This is a genomic window from Hyphococcus aureus (genome assembly GCF_042643165.1).
Lineage (GTDB): Bacteria > Pseudomonadota > Alphaproteobacteria > Caulobacterales > Parvularculaceae > Hyphococcus > Hyphococcus aureus.
In genome coordinates, this window is record NZ_JBHRSH010000001.1 from 1,127,120 (window position 1) to 1,140,657 (window position 13,538).

The following is a 13,538-nucleotide window of genomic DNA, read 5'->3' on the forward strand; positions in this document are numbered from 1 at the left end:
GCAACCATGGGTTGGTGGCAATGGCGCAAAAGGATCGCCATTCCGCCGCACCGGTCATTGTTGCGTCGCGGCGGGGCCCATGCTACGCCCACGCGCGTTCTCACAGGGAAGGCGCGGCTGTCACCGGACGACGTCTTCTTTTCGTATGTAATTTCAAAAACTTAGGCGCCCCCATCGGCGGCGTCCATGTATCAGGAGCGAACAGCGCCAGTGTCGACCAGCACCGCGTCAGCCAATCTCGCCCCCGTTTCCGGAGTCGCAGGCCGTTACGCCTCAGCGCTTTTTGAGCTTGCGCTCGACGCTGGCGCGCTTGAGGCCGTCGAGGGCGAGCTCACAACCCTGCAAGGCGCGATCGACGGATCGCCCGACTTGAAGGCGTTTTTGAAGAGCCCGGTCTATGACCGCGACGATCAGCTCTCAGTCATGGGCGCCCTTGCGGAAAAAGCGGGCTTCAGCGCCCTGGTGACTAACTTTCTGAAGCTTATCGCCAAGAACCGGCGCCTGTTTGCACTCCCCGATATGATCCGCGCCTTCCGCGCCCACGCCGCCGATCACCGCGGCGAGGTAAGCGCCGAGGCCGCGACCGCCGCCCCCATGACTGAAGATCAGGTCAAGGCGCTTCGCCTTGAGATCGAGCGCATGGTTGGCAAGGCGGTCAACCTTGAAACCCGTGTCGACCCGGATTTGCTGGGCGGTCTTGTCGTCAAGATCGGCTCTCAAATGGTCGACGCATCCTTGAAGACCAAACTTAATCGTTTGAAGACCGTAATGAAAAAGGCCTGAGCGACATGGAACTCAATGCGGCGGAAATCTCCTCCATTCTGAAACAACAGATCAAGGATTTCGGCAAAGACGCCGAAGTCTCTGAAATCGGCCAAGTGCTGTCGGTTGGCGACGGCATCGCGCGCGTCTACGGCCTCGACAATGTCCAGGCCGGTGAGATGGTCGAATTCGCCAATGGCGTAAAAGGCATGGCGCTGAACCTCGAAGCCGACAATGTCGGCGTCGTGATCTTCGGCGACGACCGCGCCATCGGCGAAGGCGACACCGTCAAACGCACCAAGGCCATCGTGGATGTGCCGGTCGGCAAGGGCCTTCTCGGCCGCGTCGTCGACCCGCTCGGCAATCCGATTGACGGCAAGGGCCCGATTGAAGCGACCGAGCGCCGTCTGGTGGATGTGAAAGCGCCCGGCATCCTGCCGCGCAAATCCGTGCATGAGCCGGTGCAGACAGGCATCAAGGCCATCGACGCCATGATCCCGGTTGGCCGCGGCCAGCGCGAGCTTGTCATTGGCGACCGCCAGACCGGCAAGACCGCCATCTGCGTCGACGCCATGCTCAATCAGAAAACGGCGAACCAGGGCGATGACGAGTCGAAAAAACTCTATTGCGTCTATGTCGCCATTGGTCAGAAGCGTTCCACCGTTGCGCAGATCGTGAAGACGCTCGAAGATAACGGCGCCATGGAATATTCCATCGTCGTCGCCGCGACCGCGTCAGAACCTGCGCCGCTGCAGTTCCTCGCGCCGTTCTCCGGCTGCGCCATGGGCGAATATTTCCGCGACAACGGAATGCACTCGCTGATCATCTATGACGATCTGTCGAAACAGGCTGTGTCCTACCGCCAGATGTCGCTCTTGCTTCGCCGTCCGCCGGGCCGCGAAGCTTATCCGGGCGACGTCTTCTATCTGCACTCGCGCCTGCTTGAGCGCGCCGCGAAGCTCAACGAAGACAATGGCCTTGGCTCCATGACGGCGCTGCCGATTATCGAGACGCAGGCGAACGACGTGTCGGCCTATATTCCGACCAACGTGATCTCGATCACCGACGGTCAGATCTTCCTTGAAACAGATCTCTTCTTCCAGGGCATCCGTCCTGCGGTGAACGTTGGTCTGTCTGTGTCGCGTGTGGGCTCCTCGGCCCAGATCAAGGCGATGAAGCAGGTCGCGGGTAAAATTAAGGGCGAGCTTGCGCAGTATCGCGAGCTTGCGGCCTTCGCGCAGTTCGGCTCCGACCTCGACGCGACGACCCAGCGCATTCTGAACCGCGGCGACCGCCTGACCGAGCTGATGAAGCAGGGCCAGTTCTCGCCGTTGCAGGTCGAAGAACAGGTCTGTGTTATCTTTGCGGGCACGCAAGGCTATCTCGACAAGATCGCCAAGAACAAAGTGCAGGAATTTGAAGCGGAACTCCTCCGCAAACTGCACGCCGATCATGGCGACATTCTCAAGTCGATCCGCGAGACCGGCAAGCTTGAGAAAGATGTCGAGGACAAGCTGAAAGCTGCCCTCGACACGTTTTCGAAAAACTTCGCGTAGATAAGGACGAAAAGGCGACGCAATGCCGTCTCTTAAGGACCTCAAAAACCGGATCTCGTCGGTCAAGTCGACGCAGAAGATCACCAAGGCGAAGCAGATGGTCGCCGCGGCGAAACTGCGCCGGGCCGAAGAGCGCGCCACCGAAGCCCGTCCCTATACGGAGCGGATGGAGGCGGTGCTCGCCAATCTGTCAGCCGGCGCCAAAGGCAATCCGAACGCGCCGAAACTGCTTGCCGGAACCGGCAAGGACGAGACGCATCTCCTGATCGTGGCGACGGCGGACAAAGGTCTGTGCGGCGGCTTCAACTCGTCCATCGTTCGTCTTGCGCGCGAACGCATTGCCAAGCTTCAGGGCGAAGGCAAGAAGGTGAAAATCATCACCGTCGGCCGCAAGGGCAACGACCAGTTGAAGCGCCTTTATAACGAGCTGATCGTCTGGAAGGCGAATTTCGTCGATGTGAAGCAGATCGGCTTTGGCGAAGCGCGCGAGATCGCCGACAAAGTTCTCTCGATGTTCGAGGCTGGCGAATTCGACGTCGCGACATTGTTCTACGGCAAGTTCAAAAATGTCGTCACCCAGATCCCGACCGCGCAACAGATTATTCCGGCCGTGGCGCCTGAAGGCGTTGTCGCGCCCGATCTCGGCGGTGCGATCTATGAATATGAACCGGACGAACAGGACATTCTGACCGCGCTGTTGCCGCGCTATGTGGCGGTGCAGGTTTTCCGCGCGCTGCTCGAGAACGTGGCGTCCGAACAGGCCGCCTCCATGTCGGCCATGGACAATGCGACGCGCAATGCGGGCGAAATGATCGACAAGCTGAATTTGAGATATAACCGCGCCCGCCAGGCGCAGATCACCACCGAATTGATTGAAATCATCGCCGGCGCCGAAGCCCTTTAAAGGCCAAGCCCGGACGATAGACGCATAGCTGAAGGAAGAAGTCATGACCAACGTAGGCCGCATCAGTCAGGTTATCGGCGCTGTCGTGGACGTCGTTTTCGACGACGGGTTGCCGGCGATCTTGAACGCGCTGGAAACTGAAAATAACGGGCAGCGGCTCGTTCTTGAGGTGGCGCAGCATCTCGGTGAAAACGCCGTGCGCACCATTGCCATGGACTCCACCGAAGGCCTCGTGCGCGGCGCCAAGGTGACCGACACCGGCGCATCGATCTCGGTGCCCGTGGGCGACGGCACGCTTGGCCGCATCATGAACGTCATCGGCGAGCCGGTGGATGAGCAGGGCCCGATCCCGCACGAAACCAAACGCGGCATCCACCAGGAGGCCCCGCCTTTCGTCGAGCAGTCGACGGAGTCGGAAGTTCTCGTCACCGGCATCAAGGTTGTCGATCTGCTCTGCCCTTACGCAAAAGGCGGCAAGATCGGCCTGTTCGGCGGCGCGGGCGTCGGCAAGACCGTTCTCATCATGGAGCTCATCAACAATATCGCCAAGGCGCATGGCGGCTACTCCGTGTTCGCCGGCGTCGGCGAGCGCACCCGGGAAGGCAATGACCTTTACTGGGAGATGATCGAATCCAAAGTGAACGTGAACCCGAAAGAAACTGGCGGCAAGATGGAAGGCTCCAAGGCCGCGCTCGTCTATGGCCAGATGAACGAGCCTCCGGGGGCCCGCGCGCGTGTTGCGCTGACAGGTCTTACGGTTGCGGAACATTTCCGTGACCAGGGCCAGGACGTTCTGTTCTTCGTCGACAACATCTTCCGCTTCACGCAGGCCGGTTCGGAAGTGTCCGCGCTTCTCGGCCGCATTCCTTCGGCGGTGGGCTATCAGCCGACGCTCGCCACCGACATGGGCATGATGCAGGAACGCATTACGACGACCACCAAAGGCTCGATCACCTCGGTGCAGGCGATTTATGTCCCCGCCGACGACCTCACCGACCCGGCGCCGGCGACCTCGTTCTCGCACCTTGATGCGACGACGGTTTTGAACCGCGCCATCGCGGAAAAGGGCATCTATCCGGCCGTTGACCCGCTCGATTCGACCTCGCGCATTCTCGACCCGCGCGTCATCGGCCAGGAACATTACGATGTCGCCCGTTCGGTTCAGGGCATTCTCCAGCGCTACAAGTCGCTGCAGGACATCATCGCGATCCTCGGCATGGACGAGCTGTCGGAAGAAGACAAACTCGTCGTTGCGCGCGCGCGTAAGGTTGAGCGCTTCCTGTCGCAGCCTTTCCACGTCGCAGAAGTCTTCACCGGTTCGCCGGGCAAGCTCGTCTCCATCGAAGACACGATCAAAGGCTTCAAAGGTCTCGTTGCTGGCGATTACGACCACCTGCCGGAAGCGGCGTTCTACATGGTCGGCTCTATCGACGAAGCGCTCGAGAAGGCCGAACGTCTCGCAGCGGAAGCGGCGTAACCAGCCATGGCGGACAAGCTTCACTTCAATCTCGTCTCGCCGGAGCGCGAACTGATGTCCACGGAAGTGGACCAGGTCGACATTCCGGGCGCCGAAGGCATGCTGGGCGTGTTGCCGAAGCATTCCCCGGTGATGACCATCCTCGCCCCCGGCGTCGTCCGGGTGAAGGACGGGTCGGAAGAAACGCGCATCTTCGTGCGCGGCGGCTTCGCCGAGATCTCGCCGGCAGGTCTCACCGTTCTCGCTGAAGAGGCTGTGATGGTGAAGGATCTCGACGCCGACGGGCTCGCCCGCCGCATCAAGAATTGCGAAGAAGACCTTTCCGACACGGACACACTGCCGGAAACACGCCGGCACGCCGAAATGGAGCTTAAGCAGCTGAAAGAGCTTCAGGTCGCGCTTTAGCTTCATTAGGTGTGGAAAAGAATGTGAGGGCGCTTCGGCGCCCTTTTTCTTTTGCACGGATTCTGGAAAAGTCCGGGGATAAATTGGGGAAATAGGGCTGCGCTTATTCGAAGACGAAAGCGGCTGTCCGGTGATTAGCGAGGGGCCATGTCCGAATCTGAACACAAGCCAGACCCGGCGGCGGCTCCGGCTCAGGCGCCAGAAAAAAAGGTTGAACTCACCCGTTCCGACCGCATCGCAATGCGCATGTCCCTTGCGCAGACAGTGCTGGCGGTTGTCGGTTTTCTGGTTGGCCTGATCGCCCTTTACGCCGCGCTCAATGAGGCCGACGCCGTCAGGAAACAACAGCAGGCCTCGGTCTGGCCGCATCTGGAGATTGCCGTCAGCAACAACAATGTTGTCGATAATGAGTTCACAATGATCGCCGTTTCCAACAAGGGAATCGGTCCCGCCCGCATCAGAAGCGTTGAAGTTCTCCTTGATGATGAACCGGTTTCAAATTGGTGGGCGCTTCTTGGCTCCCTTGTGGAGAGCGATGGCGACGCCATTCTCATCTCCAACGCCGATATCTATGGCAAGGTGCTGGCCGCCGGCGAAGAGATTGAAATCATGCGGCTCGATCAAACCGCTTTGCCGGTGACCGGGGGCGAGGCCAAGGATTATAGCGAGGTGCTGGCGAGCCTGCGCGGCGCGATCTCCGAGGGCCGGGTGCGGATGAATATCTGTTACTGCTCTGTTTTCGATGATTGCTGGCTTTTTGATACAACCCGCTATGGCGACCCGGAAGTTGTGCCTGCGTGCAAGCCTCAGCCCACAGGCGTTCAATTTTAGCGCGCCTTTTTACGGTGGTGAAAATGACGGGGATAAATTGGGGAATAAAGTCGGGACGAGTCAGGCGATAGTGACGGCGAATGAGTAAGGAGCCCCGCATGTCCGCGACTGCATTGAAACCGCAACCCGAAACCGCCGCCTTGAATGTGCGCATCAAGCGTTTGCCGCACGCCCAAGGGCTGGAGCTGCCGCGCTATGAAACCGAGCTGGCGGCGGGGTGCGATGTGCGCGCCGCGGTGACGGAGCCGCTGACCCTGAAACCGGGTGAGCGCTTCATGGTCCCGACCGGCATCGCCATCGCCGTGCCGCCGGGCTGGGAGGCGCAGATGCGCCCGCGCTCAGGCCTTGCCGCGAAGCACGGCATCTCCTGCGTCAACGCGCCGGGCACGATCGACGCCGACTATCGCGGCGAGTTGAAAGTCATCCTGATCAATCACGGCGCGGAGGATTTCACGATCAATCGCGGCGACCGCATCGGCCAGATGGTTTTCGCACCCGTCTATCAGGCGGCGTTCGAGGAAGTCGATGAACTTGATGACACCGCGCGCGGAAGCGGCGGGTTCGGCTCGACGGGCGTGTAATGAAAGCGTTCTTAAAAGTGTGCGCGCACTTTTACCTCTTGGCGCTGCGTGTAATCTTATTAGTTAGCGTAGTGTTTTTTCTGATAATTGTTTTGCTTAATTTATTGGCTGGACTAGAGCCCATAACTCAAGAGACGAGAGAGTATTTGGTTCAGCAGTTGCTAATCATTTTGATTGTGCCGATCATTGTCGCACCCGTTGTTCCGCTGATCGCACTGATTTTTTCGAAGTTTTCTAAGCCAAAATAGCAGACTATTTTCCGAAAAACCGGAAAATCACCGTCAGAACGACCGAGACGATGATCATCGTCGTCAGCGGAAAATAAAACGCAAAACCCTCGCGCTCGATGCGGATGTCGCCGGGCAGGCGACCCAGTCCGAGCTTGGAAATCACCGGCCATAACAGTCCAGCGACGAGGAGAATGATCCCGGCGGTGATCAGGAATTTCTGCATGGCCTGATTATAGGCTTTTTAGCGCGCCTTAAACAGCGCCTAGCCTTCGTCGCTTTCTTCCGCCGGGACTTCCACCTGTTCGATCTCGGAAAAGATCTGCCGCGTGTCGGTGGAAAAGGATTTGAACATCGCTTCGCCCTCAATATGGGCTTCGCTGGAGACGATCAGGGCAGGGCCGTTGCCTTCGGGCGCTGCGAAACGCTGGGTCTGGACAAGCTTCATCACCTTGGCGACGGGCGCCGGTTTGAAAGGCTTTTTCGACTTGAGTTCGATCGAAGAAATATAGGCGTCCGGCTTGTTGAGCGTGATGAAAACTTCAAGCGCGTCTTTTGGCGCGTCATCGTCATCCAGCTGCGCGACATAGACGGCTTCGGTCTCGTTTTCGGAAGCAAGTTCGACGTCGTCGATCATTTCATCAAGGCTGTCATAGAGAATGGGGCTGTCTTCCATCTCGCCCTTTCGCAATTGTTTCAGCGCTTTCGCCTGCGGTTTGTCGAGAGCATCTTCAGCAGGCGACAGGACTTGCCAGCGCGCATCGCCCTCAAGGCGCGGATCGAAACGCAGCGTGATCGCGACTTCCTTTTCGCCGGTGCGGGTCAGGTGCTCGACCGTATAGGCGTAACGATAGTCAGCGAAGTCCCTGGCCTTTTGCGCCGCCTGCGCCAACAATGCGGTGCTCGCTGACGCTGGCGCGGTCTCGGCGTTGGCGGGCGAGAAGAAAAGCGCTGCCGCGCAGGCGCCGGCGGCGAGGCGGGAAAGAAAGACGCTCAATTTTTACTCCGTACCAAGATGGGCTTAGTAGCCAGGGGAGAAACTCCGCGGCGCAGGATCGATCACCTGAATGCCGCCGGGCTGAATCTCGAGGATTGCAAGGCCGCGTTCTACGGTGCCGTCGGCGTTGAGACGGAAAAGACCGTCCGCGCCGAAATATCCGTTGGGATCGGCGATGGCGTCTTCCGCGAAACGGTCGCGGCGGCGGCCATTCGCGGCGAGCCGCGCCGACAGCAAGGTTGCGTCATAGGCGATCGAGGCGAGGCGGGGTGGTTTGGCGCCGAACGCGTCCGAATAATGTTTTTCAAACGCTTCTGTAATGGTTGGGTCCGGGGCGGCGAACCAGCCGCCGCGAAGCGCGGGTTCACGCGTCAGGCGCGGATTGTTCCAGGAGGAAACGCCGAGGATTTTCACCCGGTTGATGTCAACATTGTAATAGGGAAGCAGCGGCGCGAGCGCGCGCAACAGCGTTCCCTGTTCGGGCATCAGGACGGCCTGATAGCCTTGCGTGTAGCCGGCTTCGGCGCTGGCGTTTTCCGCGATCGGTTTGCGGTCGCCCTCATAGCCGTGACGCATTTCAAGCGGGATAATCTCTTTCGAATATTGCGCGAGGCGTTTCGCCGGCGCGAGCATTTCATCGGGCTCTTGAACATAGCGTTCCTCATGCACGATGACGCCGCCGCGCGCGAACACTTCCTCTGCGAAGGCGCCGGAAACGCGGTCGCCATAGGCGGTCATGGGCGCAAGCACGCCAAACCGCACCATTTCCTGATTCATGGCGAATTCAGTGACGCGAGAGATTTCAAGCTCGGGCGGGAAAGAGAGAAGGAAAACGCCGTCGCCCGCCGCCTTGAGATCGGACGAAAACGCAATCATCGGCGTCGATGCGGCGCGGGTGACAATTGCTGCGGCGTCGACGGATTCTGAAAACAATGGTCCGAGAATAATTTCGGCGCCATCCGCCAGCGCTGAGCGCGCTGCGGCGGCTGCGCCTTCGGCGTCGCCGCGCGTGTCTTTCGGGATCAGGAGGAAATTCTTTTCACCGGCGTCAAAGACCGCGAGTTGCGCGGCGTCGAACATGGCGGCGGCGATGCGGCGCGCAGCCTCATTGTCTGAGGAGAAGGGCAACAGCAAGCCGACCCGCACCGGCTCATCGCCATCCATATGCGGCGGGCGCATGAAATTGCGGCGGTCGTAACGCTCCGCCTCGGCGAACAGGCCGCCTTCATCGTAGATAGTTTCCTGATCTGGAACTGGCTCGTCGGGCCGTGCGATCACCGGGCCGGATGGGCGTGTCGTCGTGCCGGTGGAGCTGCAGGCTGCCATCAGCGCCAGCAGCGCGGCCGCGGCGCCCGATTTGACGCCTGCCCTGGTGATCTTGGTGAGACTGAACCGCATCCCCGTGAATCCCTTAATTTCCGCCCGCTTTCGGGGCCTTGTCAGCGGGCGCGAGACTAGCCGGGCCCGGCCCCCGCGTAAACGGCCAGACTGCTGAGCTGGCGGCTTATCCCGAGGGCTTGTCTTCACGCCCCGCGCCGGTCATCCCTTATTTCATGGCGATGAAAGATTTACACCCGGAACCGGGCCTTTATGTGACCGCGACGCCGATCGGCAATCTCGCCGATATCACCTATCGCGCTGTGGAAATCCTCAAGAAAGCCGACCTCATCTTGTGTGAGGATACGCGCCAGACAGCGAAATTGTGCGCCGCTTACGGGGTGGATACGCATCGTGCGCCCTATCACGATCACAATGCGGCGCGGGTGCGTCCGGAGATCATTAAAAAGCTGCAAGACGGCGCCGTGATCTGTCTCGTCTCCGATGCAGGCACGCCGCTGATTTCAGATCCGGGCTATAAGCTGGTGCGCGATGCGCGCGAGGCTGGCGTCGCGGTGTTTCCGCTGCCGGGGCCAAGCGCCGCCATCGCCGCCCTGTCGGCCGCGGGCGCGCCGAGTGATCAGTTTTTGTTTGCGGGATTTTTGCCGGCGAAACAGGGCGCGCGGGGGAAGGCCCTTGAAAAGATCGCGCATGTGGATGCAACGCTGATCTTTTACGAAACCGCGCCGCGTCTTGGCGATGCGCTTTCCGCGATGAAAGCTGTTCTTGGCGACCGCAAGGCCGTGGTCGCGCGTGAGCTGACAAAACTGCATGAAGAATTCCGCACAGGAACCTTGTCAGAGCTTGCGGGCGTTTATGACGCCGCGCAGCCAAAGGGCGAGATTGTTATTATTGTTTTCCCGCCGGAGGAAAAAGCCGCCGATGCGAGCGATATAGACGCATTTTTGAAGGCCGCGCTTGATGAAAGCAGCGTCAGGGAAGCCGCGGCGGCGGCGGCGGAAACATTCTCAATCCCGCGCAAGGAAGCTTACGCGCGCGCTTTGCAACTGAAAGGCGCCGGGTGAGCGCGGCGCCGACAAGAAGGTCGCGCCAGTCGGCGGAGCGTGGCGGGCGGCGCGCTGAAATGCTGGCGGCGATGCTGTTGCGTCTCAAGGGATTTTCGATTCTCGCCAGCCGGCACAAAACCCCGCTTGGGGAAATCGATCTTGTGGCGAGGCGCGGACGTCTAGTGGCTTTCGTGGAAGTGAAGGCGCGGGCGCATCATGACGCTGCGATCGAGGCGGTGACCTATGGCGCACGGCGGCGGATCGCCGCCGCCGCCGGACTTTTTCTGTCGCGTCGGCGGGACCTTGCGGATTGCGCCATGCGTTACGATATCATCGCCGTCGCAGGCTGGCGGCTCAAACATCTGCCGGACGCCTGGCGCGACGGAGAATAACGCCGGGGCGTTTCCGGTTTTCATTATTCGCGAACCGGCCCATGCAATGGGGTGTTCCGGATCATTCACCGAGTTGAGGGAGTTTCACCCATGACCACCCGCACATCACGCACCATTCTCGCCGCCGCCGGTCTTGGCGCCTTTCTCGCGCTCGGCGCTTGCGCCTCGAGCCGCAATCTCGATCAGGCTTTCACCGACATGTCGAGCAACGCCGAACTCAAAGGCGTGCTTTTCTCAGACCGCACTCACGATTACGGCGATGTCGACATCACCCTTTATGAAGGCCGCCTGATGCTCACCGGCACCATGAAGTCGGAGGATGGCCGCACGAAACTGATCCAGAACGCCTGGAAGGCTGATGGCGTCAAGGAAGTCATCGACGAGATTTTCGTCGGCGACGGCACCGGCTTTGGCCAGGGGGTCGAGGACGCCCGCATCGATCAGGTGTTGCGCGCCCGGCTCATTGGCGACAAGGACGTCGTCAGCGGCGACTACAAGATCGCCGTCTCGGGCGCTGTGGTCTATCTTTTGGGCGTCGCCCGCAGCCAGGCCGAGCTGGAGCGGGCTGTGGAGCTTGCCCGGACCGTCGCCGGGGTTGAAAAGGTCGTGAGCCACGTTGCCTTGCGCGGGCCGCTGGTTCAGTAGATTGGGGGCGCATAACGCTTAAGGCCCCCGGAGACCAAGACTCATGTTGAAGATCGCCATCCAGATGGACCCCATTGAGGCGGTCAATGTGAACGCGGACACCTCGTTTGACCTCGCGCTCGAAGCGTTTGGCCGCGGCCACCAGATCTGGATCTATCAGCCGCAAATGCTGCAACTCGATTCTGGCGTCGTCAGGGCGCGCGCGCGCAAGGTCGAACAGCTCAAGCGCGAGCAGGGAAGCCATGTCACGCTCGCCGCGCCGGCGGTGATCGATCTTCATGATGTTGATGTGGTGCTTGTGCGTCAGGACCCGCCCTTCAACATGGCATACATCACGGCGGCGCAGATTCTGGAGCGCCTCATGCCCGAGGTGCTGGTGCTCAACAATCCGCGCTCCATTCGCGATGCGCCGGAAAAGCTGTTTGTCACCGACTTCAAGGATTTAACGCCGCCGACCCTGATCACCCGCGATATCGAGGCGATGCGCGACTTCCGCGCGGTCCATGGCGATGTCATCATCAAACCGCTCTACGGCAATGGCGGCGCCGGCGTGTTCAAGCTGGCCAGCGACGATTCCAATTTCAACGCGCTGCTCGAATTATTCTCGGAAGCCTATGCCGAGCCTTCAATCATCCAGAAATACCTTCCCGCTGTCACCAAAGGCGACAAACGGATCATCTTGGTCGATGGCGAGGCGGTGGGGGCGATCAACCGCATCCCGGCCGCGGGGGAGACCCGGTCCAACATGCATGTGGGCGGGCGCGCTGAAGCGGTGGAAATGAGCGAGCGCGATCAGGAGATTTGCGACCGCATCGGTCCGGTCCTTTCCGAGCGCGGCCTGATCTTTGTCGGCATCGACGTCATCGGCGACTATCTCACTGAAATTAATGTGACTTCTCCGACCGGGGTGCAGGAAGTCCGGCGCTTTGGCGGCGCCGACATCTCGGCCTTGTTCTGGGACTGGACCGAGGGTCAGCGAGAGGAGTGACGCGAGACTGGCGCACCGTCACAGGGAGTTGATATATCCCCCATATAATGCTTGCTTCGCCCCTTTAATGCGGCTGTGAATGACGGCCCCGGGCGCCCTGATCCTTTGCGCCGGAGCGGCTGGCCCGGCAAGCGACCAAGAGTATTTAAATGAACGCGCCTTTGACGCCATCCCACAGAAAGCTGCGCGTAGCGATTTTCTCCGGCAATTATAATTACGTCATGGACGGACCGGTGCGCGCGCTCAACACGCTTGTCGCCTATCTTGAACGCGAAGGTCATGAGGTGCTGGTGTTCGCGCCGACGACATCAACGCCGGCGTTCGATCACGCCGGAAAACTGATCTCCATTCCGTCTGTGCCGCTGCCGGGCCGGCGCAGCGAATATCGTCTGGGCCTCGGCCTTCACGGCAAGGCGAAGCGCGCGCTCGACAGTTTCCGTCCGGACATCGTTCATATCGCCGCGCCCGATTACACCGGTTACGGCGCGCTCAATTATGCGCGCAAATTCGGCGTTCCGGCGGTGGCGTCTTTCCATACGCGTTTCGACACCTATCCGCGCTATTACAATCTCCGCTGGCTTGAGAAATACGTCACTGACTATATGCGTTACTTCTTCAACCGCTGTGAGCATGTATATCCGCCGTCCCATTCCATGGCTGATGAATTGAAACGCGACGGGATCGGCCGCGATATCCGCTTGTGGGCCCGCGGCGTCGATGGCGATATTTTCAATCCTGCGCGGCGCGACATGGCCTGGCGTGAGGCCAACGGTTTCCATACGGACGACGTGGTCGTCGCCTTTGTCGGGCGGCTGGTGCTTGAAAAAGGCATCGACATTTTTGTCGACGCGTTCAACCGCGCCAAACTGAATGCGCCGAACCTGAAGGCGCTGGTCGTGGGGGACGGGCCGGAGCGCGAAACCTTCGCCAATCTCCTTCCCGGCGCAGTATTTGCGGGCTATTTGCAGGGCGAGGATCTCGCCCGCGCCTATGCCAGCGCGGATATTTTCTTCAATCCGTCGATTACCGAAACCTTCGGCAATGTGACGCTCGAAGCCATGGCGTCGGGGCTTCCCTCCGTAGGCGCGTCTGCGGCCGGATCGCGTTCGCTTATTGAAGACGGCGTCACCGGCTATGTTGCTGAACCCAATGCGGCGGGCTTTGCGGAAAAGCTGGCGATGCTCGCCAATGACGCGCCTTTAAGGCGGCGGTTCGGCAGGGCGGCGCGTGAACACTCGGCGCGCTTCAGTTGGGATGCGGTGCTCGCAGAACTTGTCGGCCATTATTACGAGGCCCTCGACCAGTTTCAGCCCAGCCGCCGTCATGCGCGTCCACGGCCCGAAGCATCTGCGCGCAAGCGCGCGGCCTGACCCACACCGATGCCTGACA

At 60.3% G+C, this 13,538-nt stretch carries 15 protein-coding genes; 12 read left to right on the forward strand and 3 right to left on the reverse strand.

What is annotated here, in order from left to right:
- The first annotated feature begins 186 nt into the window (after positions 1-186).
- The 7 genes from ACFOOP_RS05390 (at position 187) to dut (ending at position 6,516) form a co-directional block, all read left to right on the forward strand.
- A complete protein-coding gene (locus ACFOOP_RS05390; protein ID WP_379879839.1) occupies positions 187-783 on the forward strand; it encodes a F0F1 ATP synthase subunit delta in 597 nt (198 codons plus the stop codon).
- Between the two features lie 5 nt (positions 784-788).
- Positions 789-2,318 (forward strand): F0F1 ATP synthase subunit alpha, encoded by a 1,530-nt coding sequence (gene atpA / locus ACFOOP_RS05395; protein ID WP_379879840.1) that lies wholly within the window; start codon positions 789-791, stop codon positions 2,316-2,318.
- 22 nt (positions 2,319-2,340) lie between these two features.
- Complete coding sequence (locus tag ACFOOP_RS05400; RefSeq protein ID WP_379879841.1) at positions 2,341-3,222, forward strand: F0F1 ATP synthase subunit gamma; 882 nt, start codon at positions 2,341-2,343, stop codon at positions 3,220-3,222.
- Positions 3,223-3,265: 43 nt separating this feature from the next.
- Positions 3,266-4,699 (forward strand): F0F1 ATP synthase subunit beta, encoded by a 1,434-nt coding sequence (gene atpD / locus ACFOOP_RS05405; RefSeq protein WP_379879842.1) that lies wholly within the window; start codon positions 3,266-3,268, stop codon positions 4,697-4,699.
- A 6-nt stretch (positions 4,700-4,705) separates the two neighbouring features.
- Complete coding sequence (locus tag ACFOOP_RS05410) at positions 4,706-5,104, forward strand: F0F1 ATP synthase subunit epsilon (RefSeq protein WP_379879843.1); 399 nt, start codon at positions 4,706-4,708, stop codon at positions 5,102-5,104.
- A 147-nt stretch (positions 5,105-5,251) separates the two neighbouring features.
- Complete coding sequence (locus ACFOOP_RS05415) at positions 5,252-5,935, forward strand: DUF8453 domain-containing protein (RefSeq protein ID WP_379879844.1); 684 nt, start codon at positions 5,252-5,254, stop codon at positions 5,933-5,935.
- Between the two features lie 98 nt (positions 5,936-6,033).
- Complete coding sequence (gene dut, locus ACFOOP_RS05420; RefSeq protein ID WP_379879845.1) at positions 6,034-6,516, forward strand: dUTP diphosphatase; 483 nt, start codon at positions 6,034-6,036, stop codon at positions 6,514-6,516.
- Between the two features lie 252 nt (positions 6,517-6,768).
- Here the strand turns inward: dut and ACFOOP_RS05425 are convergent, their stop codons facing one another.
- The 3 genes from ACFOOP_RS05425 to ACFOOP_RS05435 are packed head-to-tail and all read right to left on the reverse strand — an operon-like array spanning position 6,769 to position 9,138.
- The gene (locus ACFOOP_RS05425) at positions 6,769-6,969 is read right to left on the reverse strand and encodes a DUF2905 domain-containing protein (RefSeq protein WP_379879846.1); all 201 of its coding nucleotides are present in this window, start codon (positions 6,967-6,969) and stop codon (positions 6,769-6,771) included.
- A 39-nt stretch (positions 6,970-7,008) separates the two neighbouring features.
- Positions 7,009-7,740 carry a hypothetical protein gene (locus ACFOOP_RS05430; RefSeq protein WP_379879847.1) on the reverse strand — a complete coding sequence of 244 codons (732 nt, stop codon included), beginning with the start codon at positions 7,738-7,740 and terminating at the stop codon, positions 7,009-7,011.
- A gap of 24 nt (positions 7,741-7,764) precedes the next feature.
- Positions 7,765-9,138, reverse strand: a complete 1,374-nt coding sequence (locus ACFOOP_RS05435; protein ID WP_379879848.1) for a penicillin-binding protein activator — start codon at positions 9,136-9,138, stop codon at positions 7,765-7,767.
- Between the two features lie 119 nt (positions 9,139-9,257).
- On the opposite strand from ACFOOP_RS05435, the gene rsmI reads away from it, so the two are divergent.
- The 5 genes from rsmI (at position 9,258) to ACFOOP_RS05460 (ending at position 13,519) form a co-directional block, all read left to right on the forward strand.
- The gene (rsmI, locus tag ACFOOP_RS05440; RefSeq protein WP_379879849.1) at positions 9,258-10,142 is read left to right on the forward strand and encodes a 16S rRNA (cytidine(1402)-2'-O)-methyltransferase; all 885 of its coding nucleotides are present in this window, start codon (positions 9,258-9,260) and stop codon (positions 10,140-10,142) included.
- On the forward strand, positions 10,139-10,516 hold the full coding sequence (locus ACFOOP_RS05445) for a YraN family protein (protein WP_379879850.1): 378 nt from the start codon (positions 10,139-10,141) through the stop codon (positions 10,514-10,516). Before rsmI ends, ACFOOP_RS05445 begins: the two co-directional genes overlap by 4 nt.
- A 90-nt stretch (positions 10,517-10,606) precedes the next feature.
- Entirely contained in the window at positions 10,607-11,161 is a 555-nt protein-coding gene (locus ACFOOP_RS05450; RefSeq protein ID WP_379879851.1) for a BON domain-containing protein, read from the forward strand.
- A 43-nt stretch (positions 11,162-11,204) separates the two neighbouring features.
- A complete protein-coding gene (gene gshB, locus ACFOOP_RS05455) occupies positions 11,205-12,149 on the forward strand; it encodes a glutathione synthase (RefSeq protein WP_379879852.1) in 945 nt (314 codons plus the stop codon).
- A gap of 149 nt (positions 12,150-12,298) precedes the next feature.
- Complete coding sequence (locus ACFOOP_RS05460) at positions 12,299-13,519, forward strand: glycosyltransferase family 4 protein (protein ID WP_379879853.1); 1,221 nt, start codon at positions 12,299-12,301, stop codon at positions 13,517-13,519.
- The last annotated feature ends 19 nt before the right edge of the window (positions 13,520-13,538 follow it).

Excerpts from the sequence above, each read along its gene's own strand:
- gshB (WP_379879852.1), top strand. The coding sequence starts at position 11,205 with ATGTTGAAGATCGCCATCCAGATGGACCCCATTGAGGCGGTCAATGTG.
- ACFOOP_RS05435 (WP_379879848.1), bottom strand. The coding sequence starts at position 9,138 with ATGCGGTTCAGTCTCACCAAGATCACCAGGGCAGGCGTCAAATCGGGC.
- ACFOOP_RS05410 (WP_379879843.1), top strand. The coding sequence starts at position 4,706 with ATGGCGGACAAGCTTCACTTCAATCTCGTCTCGCCGGAGCGCGAACTG.
- ACFOOP_RS05390 (WP_379879839.1), top strand. The coding sequence starts at position 187 with ATGTATCAGGAGCGAACAGCGCCAGTGTCGACCAGCACCGCGTCAGCC.
- dut (WP_379879845.1), top strand. The coding sequence starts at position 6,034 with ATGTCCGCGACTGCATTGAAACCGCAACCCGAAACCGCCGCCTTGAAT.
- atpA (WP_379879840.1), top strand. The coding sequence starts at position 789 with ATGGAACTCAATGCGGCGGAAATCTCCTCCATTCTGAAACAACAGATC.
- atpD (WP_379879842.1), top strand. The coding sequence starts at position 3,266 with ATGACCAACGTAGGCCGCATCAGTCAGGTTATCGGCGCTGTCGTGGAC.
- ACFOOP_RS05425 (WP_379879846.1), bottom strand. The coding sequence starts at position 6,969 with ATGCAGAAATTCCTGATCACCGCCGGGATCATTCTCCTCGTCGCTGGA.
- ACFOOP_RS05415 (WP_379879844.1), top strand. The coding sequence starts at position 5,252 with ATGTCCGAATCTGAACACAAGCCAGACCCGGCGGCGGCTCCGGCTCAG.
- ACFOOP_RS05400 (WP_379879841.1), top strand. The coding sequence starts at position 2,341 with ATGCCGTCTCTTAAGGACCTCAAAAACCGGATCTCGTCGGTCAAGTCG.
- ACFOOP_RS05460 (WP_379879853.1), top strand. The coding sequence starts at position 12,299 with ATGAACGCGCCTTTGACGCCATCCCACAGAAAGCTGCGCGTAGCGATT.
- ACFOOP_RS05450 (WP_379879851.1), top strand. The coding sequence starts at position 10,607 with ATGACCACCCGCACATCACGCACCATTCTCGCCGCCGCCGGTCTTGGC.